We start from the raw sequence: 18975 nt of genomic DNA on the forward strand, positions 1-18975 counted from the left end.
GATAGTGTCAAATGATGTATGGAAAAACGAGTCAAATAAATAAGGCTCAATTGAACCTTGAAAACTGTAGATATTGATCACGATAAGCTCTCCGAGGGCTTAGGGCTCTGCCCTAAGTACCCGCAAGGGACTCGTCCCTTGACCCATTTTCAGGCTCTGCCCGAACCCGTCCTCGCCGGAAGGCAGGAAAAGGGCGCAGTTGCCCCTTTTCTGTTTGACAGGATAATCCGAGAACCTTATGTCAAGCAACTTTCGCGGCATATCCTCGCGCCTACGGCACTGCGGTATTCCACGGTTTACCTGACAACAGTTCCGCTCCATTATGCAGATGCCTGATTTTGAAGATTAAGGATGGTCTGCTGGCCGAGGAAGATGAGAAGCTGCCATTTTCCAGGCATGTTATCAGCGCCTTTGAGCATTTCTACTTCGTTCAGTACTTTGTAGCCGACATGCTTGTGTGGGCGGAGAAAGTTGTAGTAAGCAACCCATAGAGCCAGATCATAGTTGGCACCGTCGATGTTGTCAAAGCCGTTTGTGGGTCTGTAAGAGGCCTTGTATGTACGGTTGAGTCTTTCAATCATCTGTTTGTATGGACGGAACTCTTTTGACACCGCATCGTCGTTGGTAAGACCAATTACCTGGGTAATATCGAACTTGAATTTATCTCCAAATTCATGGAAGAACTGCTGTGCAGCCAATGGATAGGCGCTGTATCCATCCGCAATGAATTTAAAGTTTTTTGGAAGTTCTTTTAGGTTCCGGAAAGCCATTCTCATTGTAAGGATACAAGGACCGACACCACGATTATCCGAGACCTGGTAGCCAATGATGGAACGTTTTGCCGCATCCATAATGAACCAGATGTAGGCTTTAACGCCACGGATTTTAATGTAGGTTTCATCAGCAGTGAATACAGAGCCTGTGCCGTAATCGTAATGGTCTACAAAGGGTTTGATACACATGGCGGCAGATTTGCAGTAGTTGGCAATGCTCTGATGTGAGATGTCAATACCGTAAAGATCAAGGAGTGCCTGCTTGGTTTTTCTGAGAGAAAGACCGAGATTCACATGCAGAGTCAAACAAAGTGCCATGGTATGGGAATCGAACTTGGTGAATTTCAGGGAAGATGCATTCTTTGGAAGGGAGTTTAAATCCAACTTAAAGAAATCTATCGTGAATTCGCGGTAGATGTAGTGAAGCTTATATTTGTTTTTGCCGTAATCTTCTTCAAGATGCTTTTTGTCAACTTTCTTCAGATTGTGTAGATAGTATGGGCACTTGGGGTTAACACATTTGTGGACGATGAAGTGTTTCCGGTCCTTTTTACGATCAAGACTGTGATTACAGTGAGGGCATCTCAATACAGTGGATTTAGAAAAACGGTTATCTTCGGTTGGGGAAAAAGTGGTCTGGCAGACCTTGCACAACACTTGAGATTTGCGCTTTCCATTGTTCCACTTGAGATAGTCAGCAGGCGCGTCGCAAACGGGGCAGTGACAGGACTCTGGAATATCGCATTCTCCGTGCCTGAACACAGGCTTGATGATTTTGTGATAGCGTTCCTGATAGTAAGGAATAAGCTCTTTCCAGTCCCAATCCTGTTTGTATGAAATAATCTTAGGAAGTTCGTCAATCTTGAACTTCTGATACTTGGGAGAATGGGAATCATCGAAAGCCCATTGTTTGAGAGGGATATATCTACAGATAAAGTTAATAAGCCAGCAAATTTGTTTATGTTGGTATTGAATTAAGTGAAGTAAATACAGTATAATGTCCATGAGCATTGTCTCCTTGGTTTAAGGTTGGTTTGGCGATTGACATTATACCAGAAAAAGGGAGGTCAATGCTCTTTTTATTGCAAACTCCCATAAAATCAAGGTTTAACAATAAAAAAAGGTAGTGAAACTTGACACTACCTAGAAGTAGTAGGAGGTGAACATATGGTTCCGCATGTATTGGGCGTAGGATACGCCTATAATGAATATGAGGTTACTGCTGGCCGATGGAAAGAATTTGAAATTGAATTTGACTATGCTGATAATATTAAACAAGCGGCCGCAATGCTGTCTTTTAAAGAATATATATGCGTAGCTATTTGCTCTGATGTGATTCCACAAGACGATTTGGATATCTTGAGACAAAAACGTGCGGTACCAATTATTGTTGTGCCACCTTCATATTCGGAGGAACAGCGGTATGCATGTGTCCATTTTGGTGCTGCTCAATATTTACATACCTATAATCATCCTATGGTAGAAATGTTTTCAGAGAAAAATAGTATGAGAAATTGTTTGAAAATACCAAAAGATAAAAGAAGACCGCTAACAATCATCACTGTGAAAGACTTGTCTTTCTGCTTAGAGTACAGGTCTGTAGAGATAGCTGGGGTATGCATTGATTTGACCGAAAAAGAGTTTGATATTCTTGCGCTGCTAATTATGAATCAACGGCAAGTCTATACTTATGAAATGATAATGGATTCTGTTTGGCATGATGATTTTTCGTTTTATTCACGCAATGCGATTTCAAGCCATATAAGTAATTTACGGAAAAAGTTAAAAAGTTCGGAAACTGCATCAGAACATATTAAAAGCATTCGAGGAATAGGCTACAAATTCGAAGTATAGGTATTTCTTGTGCAAATCTTGTATAAATCTAAAGTAAATCTTGCTTTCTGTTCTATACCATAGCTCTCAATAATGGCGAGCAGCTGTTAATTGAGTAATGGTTCAATGAAAACGCGGCTTGCTGAATAGCTGCCGCTTTATACTGCGTAGACAGAAAGGTTATTTACAGCGGCATATAGGAGGATGCCGCTTTGTTTGTTTTAACCTTTTACAGTTCTCATAATCTTCACTTGCTAAAAAAAGTGTAGCTTCCCCTCCGGGGCAGTTCGGCAACCTGTCAGTATTATCGTTCTGCGCAAACCGGAATAATAATGATCTTTTTTGTTGCGCCAGTTTCCTGGAATGGGAGACTGGCGCTTTTGCTTGTCGTTTTTTGCCGAATGTCCCCAAACGGCCTCGATGCCGTTCCCCGCCTCCATTCGATTCACCCGCTAATCACCCGTGAATCGAAATGGAGGTACATAATGAAGAAAGTCAATCTTCGGGATCTGTATCCCGATGTTTATAAAACCGATGCCTTTTTGGAAGTAACCGATGAAGTACAAGCGGTGTTTCAGTCTGACGAGCGAGCTGAAGCAGCCTATGAGCGAAAAATGTATCGCTATAAGGCGCAGTACTCCCTGGACTGTGAGAATGGAATTGAAAATGCGGTCCTGCGAAAGCTGGAGACGCCGGAGATGCTTCTGGAGGAAAAGCAGCTGCGCGAGCAGATTTACTCCGCCGTGATGGCTTTGCCGAAGAAACAGGCAAGGAGAATTTACGCCCGGTACTATCTGGGGATGAGCGTAAATGAGATTGCCAGAGCCGAAGGCGTAGATCCGAGCCGTGTTCGTGACAGCATCCGGCGTGGGTTGAAACAGTTAGCAAAATATTTTTGATAAAGTTTCATTTGAAGCGCCTGTTTTTCACTCTTTTTGTCAGTGTTAATAAGAAGGACAAGTTTCTCCCCTTCGATGTACTTTGACAATCGAATAGACGGCATTTCTGGTACATAACCCATGTACGAGCGAATCAGGCGCGCCGCCAAGATGGACAGCCCAAGGAGGTGATAAACAAGGCTGTTCCCAGCGATCAACGCCAGCCTGAGACCCGGAGGTGGCACTTCGGGCGCGAGGACTCCATGGGGGCTTAAAGATACTTGTTCACACCCGCCCACGGACTTGAGGCGGAACCCTGCGGCGCACGAATAAAACGACGCTGCGGAGTTATGACAGCCGCGCCAGCGGAGATCAGGAATGTCCCCATCGTCAGGGATGCGTGGCAAATGTGGCGAAAGCAAAACTAAAATTCAAGAGAGCTGCGTCCATTTGTTGTAAACAACAGCTCAGTATTCAGATGCAGTTTTCTTTTCAAAGTTAGATACCATGCACTGGCAGTTTCGGCTGCCAGTGCATTCATGTGATTTTGAAAGCACGATGACAACCTTGACAGAATGGAGGGAATATGATTTATGGAAAAACTGATTACACGAAAAGAAGCTGCCAAAATCTTGGGGATCAGTATTACGACCTTAGATGCAGCCCGTAACAACGGCTTGATTTCTTATGTTCAGTATGTGCAGAACGGTTGTGTATATTTTACTGATATGGGCCTTCAGGAGTATATCGCAAAATGCACACACCGGGCAAAACCTATGGAAAAGAGCGCAACTTACCGCAAGCCCCGGAACGCCAAAGCATGAGCCAATCCGTATCCTTGCTGGAATTGAAGAAGTTTGATAAAACAAAGATACAGCGCTGGAGATTATTTTTTGGAGGTGACGGAATTGGCAAAAAGAAAAATGATGATTCCAGAATACGGTACAGTGATGCTCAATGGTATTGAGTATTACAGAACAAGGATTGAAGATGCAGATGGGAAGCTCGTAGCCCTTTATGCAAGAACGCCCGAAGAACTTTATAATAAGGAAACAAATGCGTTGGAGCAGATCAACAACGCCACATTCCATCGGAAATCGCCCACGGTTGCAGAATACTGTGAGAAATGGCTGCTGATGCAGTCTGTCCATGTACGGGCAACTACTTTGACGGATTACACCTCAAAGGTCAGGCGGCACATCATTGCGGAATTGGGAGATAAGCGGATGGGAGAGGTTAGCCTGGATGATATTCAGCTTGCGCTTGTCCCTGTCTCAAAAAAATCCGCATCGGTATATAAGTCAGTCGTGATTCTGTATAAATCTATTTTTCGTGCAGCAAAGGAAAGCCGAATCATTGATGATAACCCGACGATTTATCTTACGACAAAAGGTGGCGGCGTTCCGCAGAAAGATAAAGCGGCACTGACAGACGATCAGGCCGCGCGCTTATTGGATACCGTACAGGGACTTCCCCCTTATGTATTTGTTATGCTTGGCCTGTACGCAGGCTTGAGACGTGAAGAAATACTTGCCTTGAAATGGGATGCGGTTTATCTGGATGGAGACTTCCCTTACTTAGCAGTGCGGCGGGCATGGCATACTGAAAATAACAGGCCGGTGATTCTCGACGAATTAAAGACAAAGGCTGCGGAGAGAAATATCCCCCTTCCGACCTGCTTGGCAGAATGTCTGAAAGAAGCAAAAGCAAATTCGACTTCGGAGTATGTGGTCGCAAACCGGGATGGAGAACCTCTGTCTTATACGCAGTTTAAGCGGCTGTGGCAGTATATTGTGACGCGAACCGCGAAACCGAGAATGGCCCGCAAACTGGTGGACGGAAAATATGTGAAGTATATGCTTTACCCGGAGCTTGGAGAAAAGGCCCGAAACAACGGCCATGTGGTTTACAGCTTGGACTTCGAGGTTACACCGCATCAGCTGCGGCACACCTACATCACGAATCTTATTCATTCATCGGTAGACCCCAAAACGGTTCAATATCTGGCAGGCCATGAAAGCAGCAAAATTACCATGGACATCTACGCAAAGGTCAAATACAACAGACCGGATGAGCTGGTCAGAACGATGGGCAATGCATTTGCTCAATGGGATGCTGTACGAGCATAAGGCGAAACAATAAAATAGGAAATGGAGCAGGAGCGAGGCAAGGATGTCTCGCTCTTTGTTTTACATAGGCCGTATCTTTGATTAAATTTGGACTTTCTGATAAAAAGAGAGTGTAGATACGGAAACTGCACGTAATCAAGAAAGGAAGGTCAAAGATGGCTAAGAAAAAAACGGAGGTTCCGCAGTACGGAACTGTTATGAGAAAAGGAATCCCATATTACAGAACCCGGATTCTGGATGCGGATGGCAAGCAGGTGAGCTTGTATGCTGCCACCTGCGAGGAATTGTATGAAAAGCAATTAGAGGCGCGGCGCGAGGTAGAGGAGATTATCTTTCGCCGGCAGCATCCGACGGTGGCTGAGTATTGCGAGAAGTGGCTGCTGATGCAATCAGCAAAGGTATCTACGGCTACATTGAAGGGATATACCACCGACATGAAGAATTACATCATCAAACCTTTGGGAGAGATGTATATGGAGGAAGTGACGGCTGATGATATTCGACTGGCACTTGTGCCGCTGTCGAATAAATCGGAGGGGTTATACAGTACGGTGAATATGCTTCTCAAGTGTATTTTCTACTCGGCGGAGCGCAGCCAAATACTTGAGTATAACCCCTGTGTAGGAATATCGGGAAAGGGCGGAAAGCCAGCGAAAAAGAAGGATGCACTGACAGACCAGCAGGTAGAGGTGCTTCTGGATACGGTCCGGGGACTTCCACCTTATCTGTTTATTATGCTCGGCCTGTATTCGGGCCTACGCCGGGAAGAAATCCTTGCACTGCAATGGGACTGTGTATTTCTGGACGAGTCTACGCCTTATATCTCGGTGAGGCGGGCATGGCGCACAGAGCATAACAGGCCCGTGGTTTCTACGGTGCTAAAGACTAAGGCGGCAAAAAGAGATATTCCAATCCCCAAGTGTTTGGTTGATTGCCTGCGGGAAGCCAAGGCAGTCTCCAGATCAGACTATGTGATTGCGGACAGCGAAGGACAGCCTTTAGCTGCATCGCAGTTTCAACGGGTGTGGCAGTATGTAGTCGTCCGGTCCACCAAACCCCGCAATTACTATAAGTATGTGAATGGGCAGAGCATCAAATACACAGTGGAGCCAACGCTGGGTATGACACAGAAGAACAATCCCAATATCCAATATACGCTGGATTTTGATGTTACCCCACACCTGTTACGGCACACTTACATCACGAACCTTCTTTATGCAGGCGTTGATCCCAAGACAGTTCAGTACCTTGCAGGACATGAAAACAGCAAAACAACTATGGACATTTACGCAAAGGTGAAATATAATAAGCCAGAGGAGTTGTTCGAGGTAGTGAACAGCGCGCTTTAACTGGCGGGATGCTGATTGAAAATGCACCATTTTCCTTGGTTAAGGAATAGGACAACTGAACATTGAAAAGCCGGAAAAGCCCGGAATACCAAGGAAAATCGGCGCTCAAAGGAGTTTAGTACGGTCTCAAAGCAGCTCGTAGAGCACCACAGTTCAGTAAGAGATAAGCATACGTTTCTGAACGTACAATTTCAAAAAGATTTTACCACTCCTCAGGGCTTCGGCCTTGGGGAGTTTTTTAGTGATTAAGCCGTAGATATACTTATATATTTGGCAGAAAAGGTGTATATTATATATAAGAATTGCGGTGGACGTCTTCGGACTACACCTAAAGGAACCTGATGCGTTGGGTTCCTTTTGCATTTTATTTTGAGGTGTGGTAAGGAGTAATGAGAAGCCCTGCTATTGTAACATGTTTGTAATACCACGTTCTAATAACTCAGTAAATATAGGCAGCCGCAGTTCAGCAAACAATAAAAATTGCATATTTTATCGCATGGAAAACCCACGAACATTATGTTTGTGGGTTTTTGAAATGATTATGCAATTTTTTTATCGTGGCAGACAAGGCCGCAATCTTCTAAATATTTTTCCATGCTTTCCAGCACCTGCCCTTCACAGCCCTGAACCGTCAGTACAAATGTTCCGTCGCTGCAGCGGTCAAACAGAGAGAGAACGTCGTCTGGCTGGACATTTACACAGTCTGTTGCAACAATTCCTGTAAAAGAAAAATTTCCCAGCATATACAGATAGTCTTTTAACTTTTGCACAGTATCTAAATGAATCACATATGTTTTCATACCCGCCACCTCCTTGGTTTCATTGCTTATACCAATATTATATGGTAAAATGAGTCATCAGAACAGGGAGTAATTACACGTCAATGTGTGATTTTCTCACATTTTAATTGGGGCGAAAGTATGACACAGGCGCAGTATAAAGTTCACGGAGGAGGTGCATATGCGGCAGAATAAAATGGCGGAGTCCCTGGCTGTTGTAAAAAACCGCCGGGGAGAACCGCAGAGAGAGCATAAAGTGATTCTTCCGCAGGAGCTGCTTAAGCACAACTATAACGAGCTGGAGGAACATTATTTTATTCACGATATTCAAAAACTTGCATCCGGATTTCCTGAACGGGAGAATATTTACATATTGGGACATGAGGTGACAGAAGATTTTCCGCTGCATAATCATGATTTTTTTGAATTGTGCTATGTATGCCAGGGGGAGCTGCTGAATGAAATTGATGGCGTAGAGCTTTACATGTCCCAGGGAGATATTGTACTGTTGAACAAATATGCGCTTCAGGCAATCCATTGTGTAAATCCGGAGACGCTTATCGTAAATGTCTGTATTAAGGATAAACTTTTTGGACGGACACTGCGGGAGTTTGTGATGGATAGAAATCCAATCTCGGAATTTTTGAGATATGATAATCCGGGCAAAGAAAAATATATGTTTTTTTCTACCGGATACAGCAAAAATATTCCGATATTCATGAACAATATGGTCGAGGAGTACACACAGGCGGGATTTCATCAGACTTTTGCATTGGAAGCATGGCTTCTTTTGCTTCTGGACAGTCTTGTGAAGCGTGGCCGGTACAGTTACTATGGCATGGACAGGAAGGCGAGGAAAGTGGTTCAGTATGTACGGGAACACTGTATGCAGCAGACCCTGGAGGAAATGGCAGCGGGACTGGGATACAATGCCAATTATCTCACCGGATATATAAAAAAGTACACCGGAAGAAATTGCCGTGATATTATGAAGGAGGTCAGGCTGAATGAGGCCATGCACCTTCTGGCCGATACCGGGCTTACCGTCTATCAGGTATCTGAGGCCTGCGGCTATTCAAGCCCCAGTCATTTTTTCAGGATATTTAAAGAATCTGTGCAGATGACCCCGAAAGAATACCGGAAACAGATACAGGCAGGAGAAGGTCGGTGAGGAGCTATATATCTGACGATTCATGGCCCGGACTGTGCAGAATACACAAAGATCTGTAGGGAATTTTTGAAACAAATTCATGAAATTTATCGGATAGGAGCAAAAAGCCTTACAAAAAGCGGTAAAATATGATATAATCAAAATATAGAAGCTGAGAACAGGCCGTTACAGATGATGTACCGGCCTTTCTTAAATCCTAATTAATATAGTCAGAGTGTACCTGCAGTAGATTTGGAAAGAAAGAGGAAGCGTAAAGAATGAATCCGGGTGAAGTAGTAGTTTATAAGTGCAAAGGGATGTTTAAGGTAGAAGATGTAGGAACTTTGAATTTTAGCTTTGTGGACCGCAGAAAAAGGTATTATACCCTGCAGTCTTTGGAGGATTCAAGAGAGCGGGCATATGTGCCCACAGAGGATAAGGAAAATATCAGGAAACCAGTGAGCAGAGACGAGGCGATCGAGCTGATCCAAAAATTGGATGAGATTGATGTGCTCTGGATCCAGAATGAAAAGCTGAGGGAGCGGGAATACAAAGACTGTATCTCCGGCAATAGACCAAAAGATTGGGTAAAAGTACTGAAGACACTCCATAAAAGAACGATCAGCAGAGGCAGCATAACCAGTATTGATAAGAAATATCAGCAGCTGATTGAGCATGCCCTGTACAGCGAACTGGGGTATGCGCTTGGGATACCGCAAAATAAAGTAGAACACTATATACAAGAGACAAAGAGTTATGCACAGGAAGATGAGTGATTGTATTAAAGGGGCGTCTGCCTGAAAAAAGAGGAGATGCCGACGGGAAAGCCGGGATAGGTTCGGAATGTATAGAACCTATCCCGGCTTTTTGGTGCCATCCCGCCATTATTTCTGGCAGGCGCGGTGTAAAAGCTATTTGGAGCAAATACGAATACGATTGAAGAAAAACAGGGTTGACTTATGTATTATTTGTATTATAATGAGTAATACAAATAAAGATGTGTAACATAAAAATAATTTTGGGGGAGGTGATGTGGTGATTCTAAAACTGGATATGTCCGGAGATATTCCTATATATGTGCAGCTGCGCAATCAAATTGTACTGGGCATTGGAAGAGGGGCGTTAAGGGTTGGGGAGAAGCTTCCAACTGTGCGGCAGCTTGCAGGAGACGCGGGAATAAATACGATGACGGTGAATAAAGCGTATCAGGTTCTAAAAGCAGAAGGGTTTATTGAGATTGACAGACGTCATGGGGCTGTGGTGCGGCCGGTACAGGATGCGGACGGCGTATTCCATGAGAAGCTGGAAGAGGAATTGGAGCTGCTGACGGCGGAGGCAAAGTTGAAAGGGATGAACCAGCAGGAGTTTGTATCCCTCTGCGAAAAGATGTTTTCGGAGCTGCATTTGCAGGAATATGAAACGGCAACAGAGGGATAGAAAGTCTGAGAAGGAGGCTGCATGGCTGTTTTTCTAATATTTTTATTTACGGATATATTTATAACAGTAATATTTATGGCGGTTTATGGACACAGGAGAACATACAGTGAAGGAATGCTGCTGGGAGTCCATATACCATCCTATGCCGTGCATGAACGGGAAGTGGAAGCACTGATGGAGAAACACAGGCGCAGGACAAAGTGGTTTTATGCAGTGAACCTGCTATTGTCGGCAGCGGTTTGTTTTCTGAATTTTTGGTATCTCTCCATATTTATCCTTGCTTGGAGCGCTTGGCTGATTGAACTTACAGCGGGCGCCATGGGACTGCTTAATGCAGCCCACAGGCAGCTGTATGATCTTAAGATGGAACGGGGATGGCAGGGTGCATCCGGCAGTAAGATTGTTGTGGTAGATACGAATGTTTCTGCAGAGAATGACAGACTTCCCTTCTCTATTTGGTGGAACCTTCCTGTTTTCGCGGCTGCAGGGGTTTTGGCTTTTATCCCGCATGTCAGGGAAACTCTTGCAAAAGCGCCGGAAATGTGGGGGCTTACCGGTGCCGCCATTGTGTCAGCGCTGTTCTTTACCGGGATGCATTTGTGGGCAGTACGTAGAAGAAATGAAGTTTACAGCAGCAACACAAAGATCAATTTGAAAGTGAACCGGCTTGTCAAGAGAGTCTGGTCGGGTATCTGGATGATCAGTAATTATCTGAATCTGGTGGCTATCGGGACCGTGATTTATTCGGGAATACGGCTTAGGGCCTTTACGCCGGCAAACATCCTATGGTACATAGTGGTCCAGTGTACCATGGGAATCCTGATCCTGGCCGCATTTTTATACCTCAGATGGAAAAAGAAAGATATCATAAAGCAAGACCAGCAACCACTATATGTGGATGACGATATATACTGGAAAAATGGCTGGTATAATAATCCGAATGACCCAAGAGTATGGGTGCCGGATCGGTATTGTACTTCCAATTACACTACGAATATGGGCCGGACAGGAGGAAAGGTCTTTACTTTTGGGACTATAAGCTTTGTTCTGATTACCTTCATCGTAATACTGATGGTATTTCTGAAGATGGATTTCACCCCCAGATATCTGGTAGTCAACGGGGAGGATATCAGTGTCTCATCCCCTATGGCTCCTATTTCGTTTAAACGGGATGAGATAAAAGGGATAGAACTGCTGGATTCAATGCCTGATGGGGATTTTACAAGGACGAACGGCCTCGGAGACGAACGCCAGCTTGTCGGTAAATTCAGGGAGAAAAAGCAGGGAGAATTCCGCCTGTACATTTACCGCGGTTATTCTCCGATTTTAAAAATAGAACTCCCCCAATATACGGTACTAATAAATAGCCAGGAAAAAAGCGAAACGGAACGTTGGTATTTGGAGTTGGTGAATGAGTTTTAGACTCGGGAGAGGATGAAGGGGGGCGCTTACCGTAAGTCGGGACGGTCAGCTAGGTTCATCCGATCGGGAGGAATAAACTCGCTCCATGATAGGGATCACAGGCGGAGCAGCGGATGTGTCCGTCTGCCCAGACACATCCGCTGCCCCCGTTTGAGTTCCCACCATAGAAACAAGCGTCCCCCCCTCATCCATCTACAAGCAAAAGTAAGTTTCTATAAAAATTTCAGTATTGCCAAATAGTCTGCTTCATGCTATACTCCATCTAAAAACATTCTGCAAAGAGGGGAGCCCCTTTCCGGAATGTAAACGCCACAGGCGTAAAAAATTATTATTAGGAGGATTATTTTTTACTATGGACTCAGACCCTGACGGGAACACGATTTTATTTCAACTGTTACTCTTATTATTTTTCACGCTCATGAATGCTTTTTTTGCCGGCGCCGAGATGGCTGTGGTCTCTGTGAATAAGAACAGGATCAGGAGCCTTGCGGAGGAGGGGAATAAAAAGGCAGTCGTGATCCAAAGCCTCTTTGAGGATTCTACGAAGTTTCTTTCAACGATTCAGGTAGCGATAACATTTGCCGGATTTTATTCCAGTGCATCTGCGGCGGCGGGGATTGCGCCTACGCTTGCGGCATGGCTTGAGAACATGAATGTACCGTACAGTATGGCGATTGCCAGAAATGGCGTGACTCTGCTTTTGATGTTCTTTAACCTTGTGTTTGGTGAGCTTGTGCCCAAAAGGATTGCACTGCAGAAGGCGGAGGCGTTCTGTATGGTGACGGTTATGCCGGTCCACTATATTTCTAAGATACTTTCCCCGTTTATTAAGCTATTGTCTGTATCGACGAAAGCTGTCCTGCGGCTGCTCAGGCTGAAGACAGAGGATCAGGAAGAGGCTGTGACAGAAGAAGAAATCAAAGCCCTGCTGAAGATGGGAAATGAAAATGGTACTTTTGAGGATGAAGAGCGGGAGATGATTAATTCCGTATTTTCATTTGACGACAGGACGGCCCGGGAAGTTATGGTGCCGAGACGGGACGTGTATGTGCTGGATGTGGAGGAGCCCTTTGCGACTCTGGCAGATGAAATTCTGGAATCCAGACATTCCAGAATCCCTGTGTATGAGGGGAATATTGATAATATCATCGGAATTCTTCATATCAAGGACGTGATGATTGAAGTGTGCAAGAAGGGCTGGGACGGCCTGGATATCAGGAAAGTGGTTCGTAAGCCCTATTTCGTGCCTGACACAAAGGATGCGGATGAATTGTTCCGGGACCTTCAGAAGTCCAGAAAGCACATGGCTGTATTGGTAGACGAATACGGCGGTTTTTCGGGAATTGTTACGGTGGAAGACCTGGTTGAAGAGATTATGGGAGAAATCAGCGAGGAATATGAGGAAGTTGTCCAGGAGATTATTCTGCTGAATGAAAATGAATATATGCTGGACGGCGGGATTCTCATAGATGACCTGAACGAAGAGATGGGACTGAAGCTGGTTACGGAGAATTATGACACCCTGTCAGGATATCTGATTGAACAACTGGGGTATATTCCGGGCAAGGAGAGCAGGGAAACAATTGCGGCAGACCAGGTGGAATTTTCTATTGAGGAGATGAAGGGGAATCGGATCAGCAAAGTGCGCATGAGAAAAAACTCAGCTTAGTTATTGAACTTACGCGAGTTCGCAGGTATAATAAGTCTGTATACAGCGAAATAATCATGAAATTCAAAGGAGAGCCATCTTATGAAAATGTTATCAATCGAGCAGGAATTAAAGAATAACTCGTATCCCGGGAGAGGTATTATCATTGGGAAGAGTGAAGACGGCAAAAAAGCCGTGACTGCTTATTTCATTATGGGAAGAAGCGAGAACAGCCGCAACCGCATCTTTGTGGAAGATGGGGAAGGAATCAGGACACAGGCGTTCGACCCTTCCAAACTGACAGACCCGAGCCTTATTATTTATGCACCGGTTCGCGTACTGGGCAATAAAACGATCGTGACAAACGGGGATCAGACAGACACCATATATGAAGGCATGGACAGGCAGATGACATTTGAGCAGAGTCTGCGCTCAAGAGAATTTGAGCCGGATGGCCCTAACTATACACCCCGTATTTCCGGGATTATGCACCTGGAAAACGGCAGATATAACTATGCAATGTCTATCTTAAAGAGCAGCAATGGGAATCCGGAGAGCTGCAGCAGGTATACATTCGCTTATGAAAATCCTCTGGCGGGAGAGGGACATTTTATCCATACATACATGTGTGATGGAACCCCCCTGCCGAGTTTTGAGGGAGAGCCAAAGCTGATATCTGTTCCGGATGATATCGAACGCTTCACAGAGATTTTGTGGAACAGTCTGAATGAGGACAACAAGGTTTCTCTTTTTGTGCGTTATATAGATATCGAGAACGGAAAATACGAGACAAAGATTGTAAATAAGAATCAATAAGGAGCGAAGGATAAAATGAATGAATTAGAATTGAAATATGGCTGTAACCCGAACCAGAAGCCGTCCAGAATCTATATGGAGGATGGCAGCGAACTGCCGATCAGGGTGCTTTGCGGACGCCCGGGTTATATTAACTTTCTGGATGCGTTCAATGGCTGGCAGCTGGTCAGTGAACTGAAGAAGGCCACCGGCCTGCCGGCTGCGACCTCATTTAAACATGTGTCTCCGGCAGGGGCTGCCGTAGGGCTTCCTTTGGATGAAACACTGGCTAAGATTTACTGGGTAGAAGACCTGGGTGAGCTGTCTCCTCTGGCATGCGCATATGCGAGAGCGAGGGGAGCCGACAGGATGTCCTCTTTTGGTGATTTTATTTCCCTGTCTGATGTCTGCGATGCGGACACCGCAAGGCTGATTAAGAGAGAGGTGTCAGACGGTGTGATTGCACCCGGTTATGAGCCGGAAGCTCTTGAGATTTTAAAGCAGAAGAAAAATGGCAACTATAATGTCATAGAGATTGACCCGAACTACGTTCCGGCTCCGTTGGAGCGCAAAGAGGTATTTGGAATTACATTTGAGCAGGGAAGGAATGAACTGAAGATTGATGAGGAATTCTTTGCAAATGTAGTTACAGAGAATAAAGACATTCCGGAATCAGCCAAAATGGATCTGGCGATTTCAATGATTACGTTGAAGTATACTCAGTCCAACTCCGTATGCTATGTAAAAGACGGGCAGGCAATCGGCATCGGGGCAGGGCAGCAGTCCCGGATTCACTGTACAAGACTGGCAGGACAAAAAGCAGACAACTGGTGGCTGCGTCAGTGCCCCAAGGTACTGGAACTGCCGTTTAAAGATGATATCAGGCGTGCAGACAGAGACAATGCCATTGATCTGTACATCGGAGAGGAATATATGGATGTCCTTGCCGACGGCGTCTGGGAGAATACATTTAAAGAAAAACCAGAAGTATTTACCAGGGAAGAGAAGCGCGAATGGCTTGATAAGCTCACCGGTGTGGCGCTTGGTTCTGATGCATTCTTCCCCTTTGGCGATAATATCGAGCGCGCTTACAAAAGCGGCGTAAAGTACGTAGCTCAGCCGGGGGGCTCAGTGAGAGACGACAATGTAATCGAGGCATGCAACAGGCATCAGATGGCGATGGCATTTACAGGACTGCGTCTGTTCCATCATTAGAATCGTTTGAAAGGATGGGCTATGTCAGTCAGATTTGAGATACGAATGACGCAGCAGGTAATGTATAGTTTTATGCTGCATCATAATTATACACAGCTGTCAGGGATACTGGAGGTAGTTTTTGGCACTGTGATTTTGGCGATGGGGCTGAAGCAGGCGGAGTCCGGAAAGACTGCGGGTGCGGTGCTTTTATTTTTCATCACAGCACTTGTATTTGCGTATCCGCCGGTTATGCTCCGGATACGGGCAAAACGCCGGGTGGAGAATACGCCCGTATTTAAAAAGCCTTTGTGTTATGAACTTTCCGACAACGGTGTCAAAGTGATACAGGAAGACCGGGAAAACGAGAACCCCTGGCAGGACTTTCAACGGGCGGTTTCCACTGGGCAGGCGCTTGTGCTGTATATGGATAAAAGCCGTGCCGTTATCTTTCCAAGGAATCAGATCGGAGAGAAATGGGCGGCTGCGGCAGAGATGATCTCTACCCACATGCCGCCGGACAAGGTTCGGATCCGGCAGGTAAATTAAGCTTGAAAGAGGGGAGAATATGGTATTGGAATCAAGAAGTGCCGAACAGACATTTCAAATCGGCGTCAGGCTGGGGCAGAAGGCGAAGCCGGGACAGGTATATACCCTGACCGGCGATCTTGGTGTGGGCAAGACCGTATTTACCCAGGGATTTGCGAAAGGGCTTGGGATAGAGGAGCCTGTGTGCAGCCCTACGTTTACAATCGTTCAGGAATACGGGGAAGGGCGGCTGCCGTTTTACCATTTTGACGTCTACCGCATCGGTGATGTGGAGGAGATGGATGAAGTGGGTTACGAGGATTATATTATGGGCCAGGGCGTTTCTCTGATCGAGTGGGCCGGCCTGATTGAAGAGATCCTCCCGGAAAATCGTACGGAAGTGATTATAGAAAAAGATCTGGAACAGGGATTTGAATATCGCAGAATAACGATCGAAGAGATGTAGGGATAACAAACGGGGGCAGACGGGTGCTGGCCCCTTTATGTAGCAGTTCAGGCCTGCCTGAACTGTTACCCCTTTATAGAGAGGAAGTATGACATGCGGGTATTGGCAATTGACAGCTCCGGGCTGACCGCCACGGTGGCGGTAGTGGAGGAGGACAGAACCATAGCGGAATATACGATTGACTATAAAAAGACCCATTCACAGACACTTCTGCCTATGATTGATGAAGTGGCAAAGATGGTGGAACTGGATCTTGCTTCCATAGATGCAATCGCAGTGGCGGGGGGGCCGGGCTCTTTTACGGGTCTGCGTATCGGCTCCGCAACGGCGAAAGGGCTGGGGCTTGCACTGGAGAAACCCTTGCTGCACATTCCCACGGTGGACGGCCTGGCATATCAAGTCTACGGATGTGAGGATATCATATGTCCGATTATGGACGCGCGCAGAAATCAGGTATATACCGGGATTTATACATTTTCAAAAAAAGCGGGCAGGAAAGAGGGGACCAATCGGGTGGAACCCTGCTTTCAGGTGCTGAAGATGCAGATGGCGGTATCCATAGACGAACTGCTGCGCCGCCTGAATGCGTATGGAAGGCCGGTGGTGTTCCTGGGGGACGGTGTACCTGTGCACAGAGATGTGATCGATAAGTATATTCAGGTGCCGTATTCCTTTGCACCGCCCTATATGAGCCGCCAGCGTGCAGCAGCAGTAGGGGCCCTGGGGATACAGTATTACAAGGCCGGAAAGATTGAGACTGCCGGGGAGCATCAGCCGGAGTATCTCCGGGTGTCGCAGGCCGAACGGGAACGTGCAGAGCGGGAAAAACAGGCCGAGCTGATCATCCGGTATCTGAGGGCGGAGGATGCGGCTGCTGCAGCTGAGATGGAGCGGCAGATATTTTCGGATCCATGGAGCGAGACAAGTGTGCTGGACACCATCAATCAACCGCAGACAATCTGTATAGCAGCAGAAAAGGCGGGAAGGCTTATAGGATATATGCTGGCTTACGAGGCTGCGGGAGAAGCAGAGATTGTCCGCATTGCAGTGGAGAAAGAATCCAGGCGGCAAGGGGCAGGCAGCCATCTGATGCTGAAACTGGAAAATATATGTGAAGAAAGAAAGATCAATAAAATACTTCTGGATGTGCGGGAGAGCAACGCGGCGGCACGCACCTTCTATGAAGAAGAGGGGTTTGCGGAGGATGGCATCAGGCAGAATTTTTACGATGATCCGAAGGAAGATGCTGTGCTGATGAGCAGAAGGCTGGGAAGATAATCGGCAGATGCCAGGGCTATATGCATGGGGATGCAAATAGTTACGGTAATTGAGGAAGCACTTCCCAGTATGAAATCAGCTCAAAAGCCGATATAATGAAGGCGTAACAAAAGTGAAATGTACACAACACAGGAGGAATTTGTATGCGCCAGTATCAAGTAAAAGAAACAAAAGAAGTAAATAAAATTATCTGCAATAAATGCGGAAAAGAAATACCGGTCGTAAATGGGCATGCGGAGGAAGGCATCCTGAGTGTGGATCATACATGGGGATACTTTTCGAATAAGGATGGAGAGAGACATTCCTTTGATTTATGTGAATCCTGCTATGATGAGCTCCTTGCATCATTTCAGATACCGGCAGAAATAGAGGGATAATATGTTAGATGTATGTTTACTCGGAAGCGGCGGCATGATGCCGCTTCCTTATCGGTGGCTGACTGCCCTGATGACGAGATTTAACGGCAGCAGTCTGCTGATAGACTGCGGAGAAGGGACACAGATTGCGATCAAAGAAAAAGGCTGGAGCTTTAAGCCGATTGATGTCATCTGTTTTACACATTATCACGGCGACCATATCAGCGGGCTTCCGGGACTGCTGCTCACGATGGGAAATGCGGACCGGAGGGAACCCCTTACTCTGATTGGCCCCAAAGGACTGGAAAGGGTTGTGAATGCGCTGAGAGTCATCGCGCCGGAGCTTCCGTTTCCGATTCGTTTTTTAGAAATAGAAGGGGCGCAGCAGACATTTGAGATGAACGGCTACCGCCTGAAGGCATTCCGTGTGAACCATAATGTACTCTGCTACGGATATACACTGGAGATCGACAGGGCCGGAAAGTTTGATATAGAAAGAGCGAAGGCGCAGGGGATACCTATGCAATGCTGGAATCCGCTGCAAAAGGGTGAGACCGTGAAACTGGACGGAAGGATTTTGACGCCGGATATGGTTCTGGGCGCTCCGCGTAAAGGAATTAAAGTTACCTATACAACCGATACAAGACCGACGGAGTCCATCCGGGAAAATGCAAAGGATTCGGATCTGTTTATATGTGAAGGGATGTACGGAGAAAATGAGAAAGCTGCAAAAGCGGTAGAATATAAGCATATGACCTTCTATGAGGCGGCACAACTGGCCAGGGAAGCGCAGGTGGGGGAACTTTGGCTGACGCACTACAGTCCATCCCTTACCAGGCCGGAAGAGTATATGGATGATGTGAGAAAGATCTTTCCGGCGGCAAAGCCCGGCAAGGACAGAATGTCTGTGGAACTGGCATTTTCTGAGAATCAGCTTTGAAGCGGGTAATAGGAGGCACA

19 protein-coding genes are annotated in these 18975 nt (G+C 46.1%); 17 read left to right on the forward strand and 2 right to left on the reverse strand.

The window, feature by feature from the left end; genetic code table 11:
- Window positions 1–320: 320 nt before the first annotated feature.
- Window positions 321–1778: a DDE-type integrase/transposase/recombinase gene (locus GKG43_RS20025; RefSeq protein ID WP_129880151.1), complete on the reverse strand. Its 1458-nt coding sequence runs from the start codon at window positions 1776–1778 to the stop codon at window positions 321–323.
- A gap of 162 nt (window positions 1779–1940) precedes the next feature.
- On the opposite strand from GKG43_RS20025, the gene GKG43_RS20030 reads away from it, so the two are divergent.
- The 5 genes from GKG43_RS20030 to GKG43_RS20050 all read left to right on the forward strand — a co-directional run bounded on the left by GKG43_RS20030 (window position 1941) and on the right by GKG43_RS20050 (window position 6962).
- On the forward strand, window positions 1941–2627 hold the full coding sequence (locus GKG43_RS20030) for a response regulator transcription factor (protein WP_016147206.1): 687 nt from the start codon (window positions 1941–1943) through the stop codon (window positions 2625–2627).
- A gap of 464 nt (window positions 2628–3091) precedes the next feature.
- On the forward strand, window positions 3092–3505 hold the full coding sequence (locus GKG43_RS20035; RefSeq protein WP_002587450.1) for a sigma-70 family RNA polymerase sigma factor: 414 nt from the start codon (window positions 3092–3094) through the stop codon (window positions 3503–3505).
- 572 nt (window positions 3506–4077) lie between these two features.
- The gene (locus GKG43_RS20040; RefSeq protein ID WP_002587451.1) at window positions 4078–4308 is read left to right on the forward strand and encodes a hypothetical protein; all 231 of its coding nucleotides are present in this window, start codon (window positions 4078–4080) and stop codon (window positions 4306–4308) included.
- Between the two features lie 84 nt (window positions 4309–4392).
- Entirely contained in the window at window positions 4393–5613 is a 1221-nt protein-coding gene (locus GKG43_RS20045) for a site-specific integrase (RefSeq protein WP_002587452.1), read from the forward strand.
- Between the two features lie 155 nt (window positions 5614–5768).
- Entirely contained in the window at window positions 5769–6962 is a 1194-nt protein-coding gene (locus GKG43_RS20050; protein WP_002587453.1) for a site-specific integrase, read from the forward strand.
- Between the two features lie 539 nt (window positions 6963–7501).
- On the opposite strand, the gene GKG43_RS20055 is transcribed toward GKG43_RS20050, so the two are convergent.
- Complete coding sequence (locus tag GKG43_RS20055; protein WP_050640394.1) at window positions 7502–7762, reverse strand: hypothetical protein; 261 nt, start codon at window positions 7760–7762, stop codon at window positions 7502–7504.
- A gap of 160 nt (window positions 7763–7922) precedes the next feature.
- Here GKG43_RS20055 and GKG43_RS20060 point away from each other — a divergent pair, with 160 nt between their 5' ends.
- The 12 genes from GKG43_RS20060 to GKG43_RS20115 all read left to right on the forward strand — a co-directional run bounded on the left by GKG43_RS20060 (window position 7923) and on the right by GKG43_RS20115 (window position 18955).
- Complete coding sequence (locus GKG43_RS20060; protein WP_129879722.1) at window positions 7923–8912, forward strand: AraC family transcriptional regulator; 990 nt, start codon at window positions 7923–7925, stop codon at window positions 8910–8912.
- Between the two features lie 257 nt (window positions 8913–9169).
- Window positions 9170–9667, forward strand: coding sequence for a CarD family transcriptional regulator (locus GKG43_RS20065; RefSeq protein WP_050640392.1), 498 nt, complete (start codon window positions 9170–9172; stop codon window positions 9665–9667).
- Window positions 9668–9926: 259 nt separating this feature from the next.
- Window positions 9927–10328 carry a GntR family transcriptional regulator gene (locus GKG43_RS20070; RefSeq protein ID WP_050640391.1) on the forward strand — a complete coding sequence of 134 codons (402 nt, stop codon included), beginning with the start codon at window positions 9927–9929 and terminating at the stop codon, window positions 10326–10328.
- 21 nt (window positions 10329–10349) lie between these two features.
- Entirely contained in the window at window positions 10350–11750 is a 1401-nt protein-coding gene (locus GKG43_RS20075; RefSeq protein ID WP_129879724.1) for a hypothetical protein, read from the forward strand.
- Between the two features lie 352 nt (window positions 11751–12102).
- On the forward strand, window positions 12103–13419 hold the full coding sequence (locus GKG43_RS20080) for a hemolysin family protein (RefSeq protein WP_050640389.1): 1317 nt from the start codon (window positions 12103–12105) through the stop codon (window positions 13417–13419).
- A gap of 81 nt (window positions 13420–13500) precedes the next feature.
- A complete protein-coding gene (locus GKG43_RS20085; RefSeq protein ID WP_055155228.1) occupies window positions 13501–14214 on the forward strand; it encodes an IMP cyclohydrolase in 714 nt (237 codons plus the stop codon).
- Between the two features lie 15 nt (window positions 14215–14229).
- Window positions 14230–15408: a phosphoribosylaminoimidazolecarboxamide formyltransferase gene (locus tag GKG43_RS20090; protein ID WP_050640387.1), complete on the forward strand. Its 1179-nt coding sequence runs from the start codon at window positions 14230–14232 to the stop codon at window positions 15406–15408.
- Between the two features lie 21 nt (window positions 15409–15429).
- Window positions 15430–15936, forward strand: a complete 507-nt coding sequence (locus GKG43_RS20095; protein ID WP_050640386.1) for a YcxB family protein — start codon at window positions 15430–15432, stop codon at window positions 15934–15936.
- A 19-nt stretch (window positions 15937–15955) separates the two neighbouring features.
- Window positions 15956–16381: a tRNA (adenosine(37)-N6)-threonylcarbamoyltransferase complex ATPase subunit type 1 TsaE gene (gene tsaE, locus GKG43_RS20100; RefSeq protein WP_050640385.1), complete on the forward strand. Its 426-nt coding sequence runs from the start codon at window positions 15956–15958 to the stop codon at window positions 16379–16381.
- Window positions 16382–16474: 93 nt separating this feature from the next.
- Window positions 16475–17659 carry a bifunctional tRNA (adenosine(37)-N6)-threonylcarbamoyltransferase complex dimerization subunit type 1 TsaB/ribosomal protein alanine acetyltransferase RimI gene (locus GKG43_RS20105; protein ID WP_050640384.1) on the forward strand — a complete coding sequence of 395 codons (1185 nt, stop codon included), beginning with the start codon at window positions 16475–16477 and terminating at the stop codon, window positions 17657–17659.
- 143 nt (window positions 17660–17802) lie between these two features.
- The gene (locus tag GKG43_RS20110; RefSeq protein WP_025656175.1) at window positions 17803–18036 is read left to right on the forward strand and encodes a hypothetical protein; all 234 of its coding nucleotides are present in this window, start codon (window positions 17803–17805) and stop codon (window positions 18034–18036) included.
- 1 nt (window position 18037) lies between these two features.
- Entirely contained in the window at window positions 18038–18955 is a 918-nt protein-coding gene (locus GKG43_RS20115; RefSeq protein ID WP_129879726.1) for a ribonuclease Z, read from the forward strand.
- Window positions 18956–18975: the final 20 nt, after the last annotated feature.

Source organism: Eubacterium sp. BIOML-A2 (assembly GCF_009680135.1).
In the GTDB taxonomy this organism is placed as follows: domain Bacteria; phylum Bacillota; class Clostridia; order Lachnospirales; family Lachnospiraceae; genus Faecalicatena; species Faecalicatena contortus_B.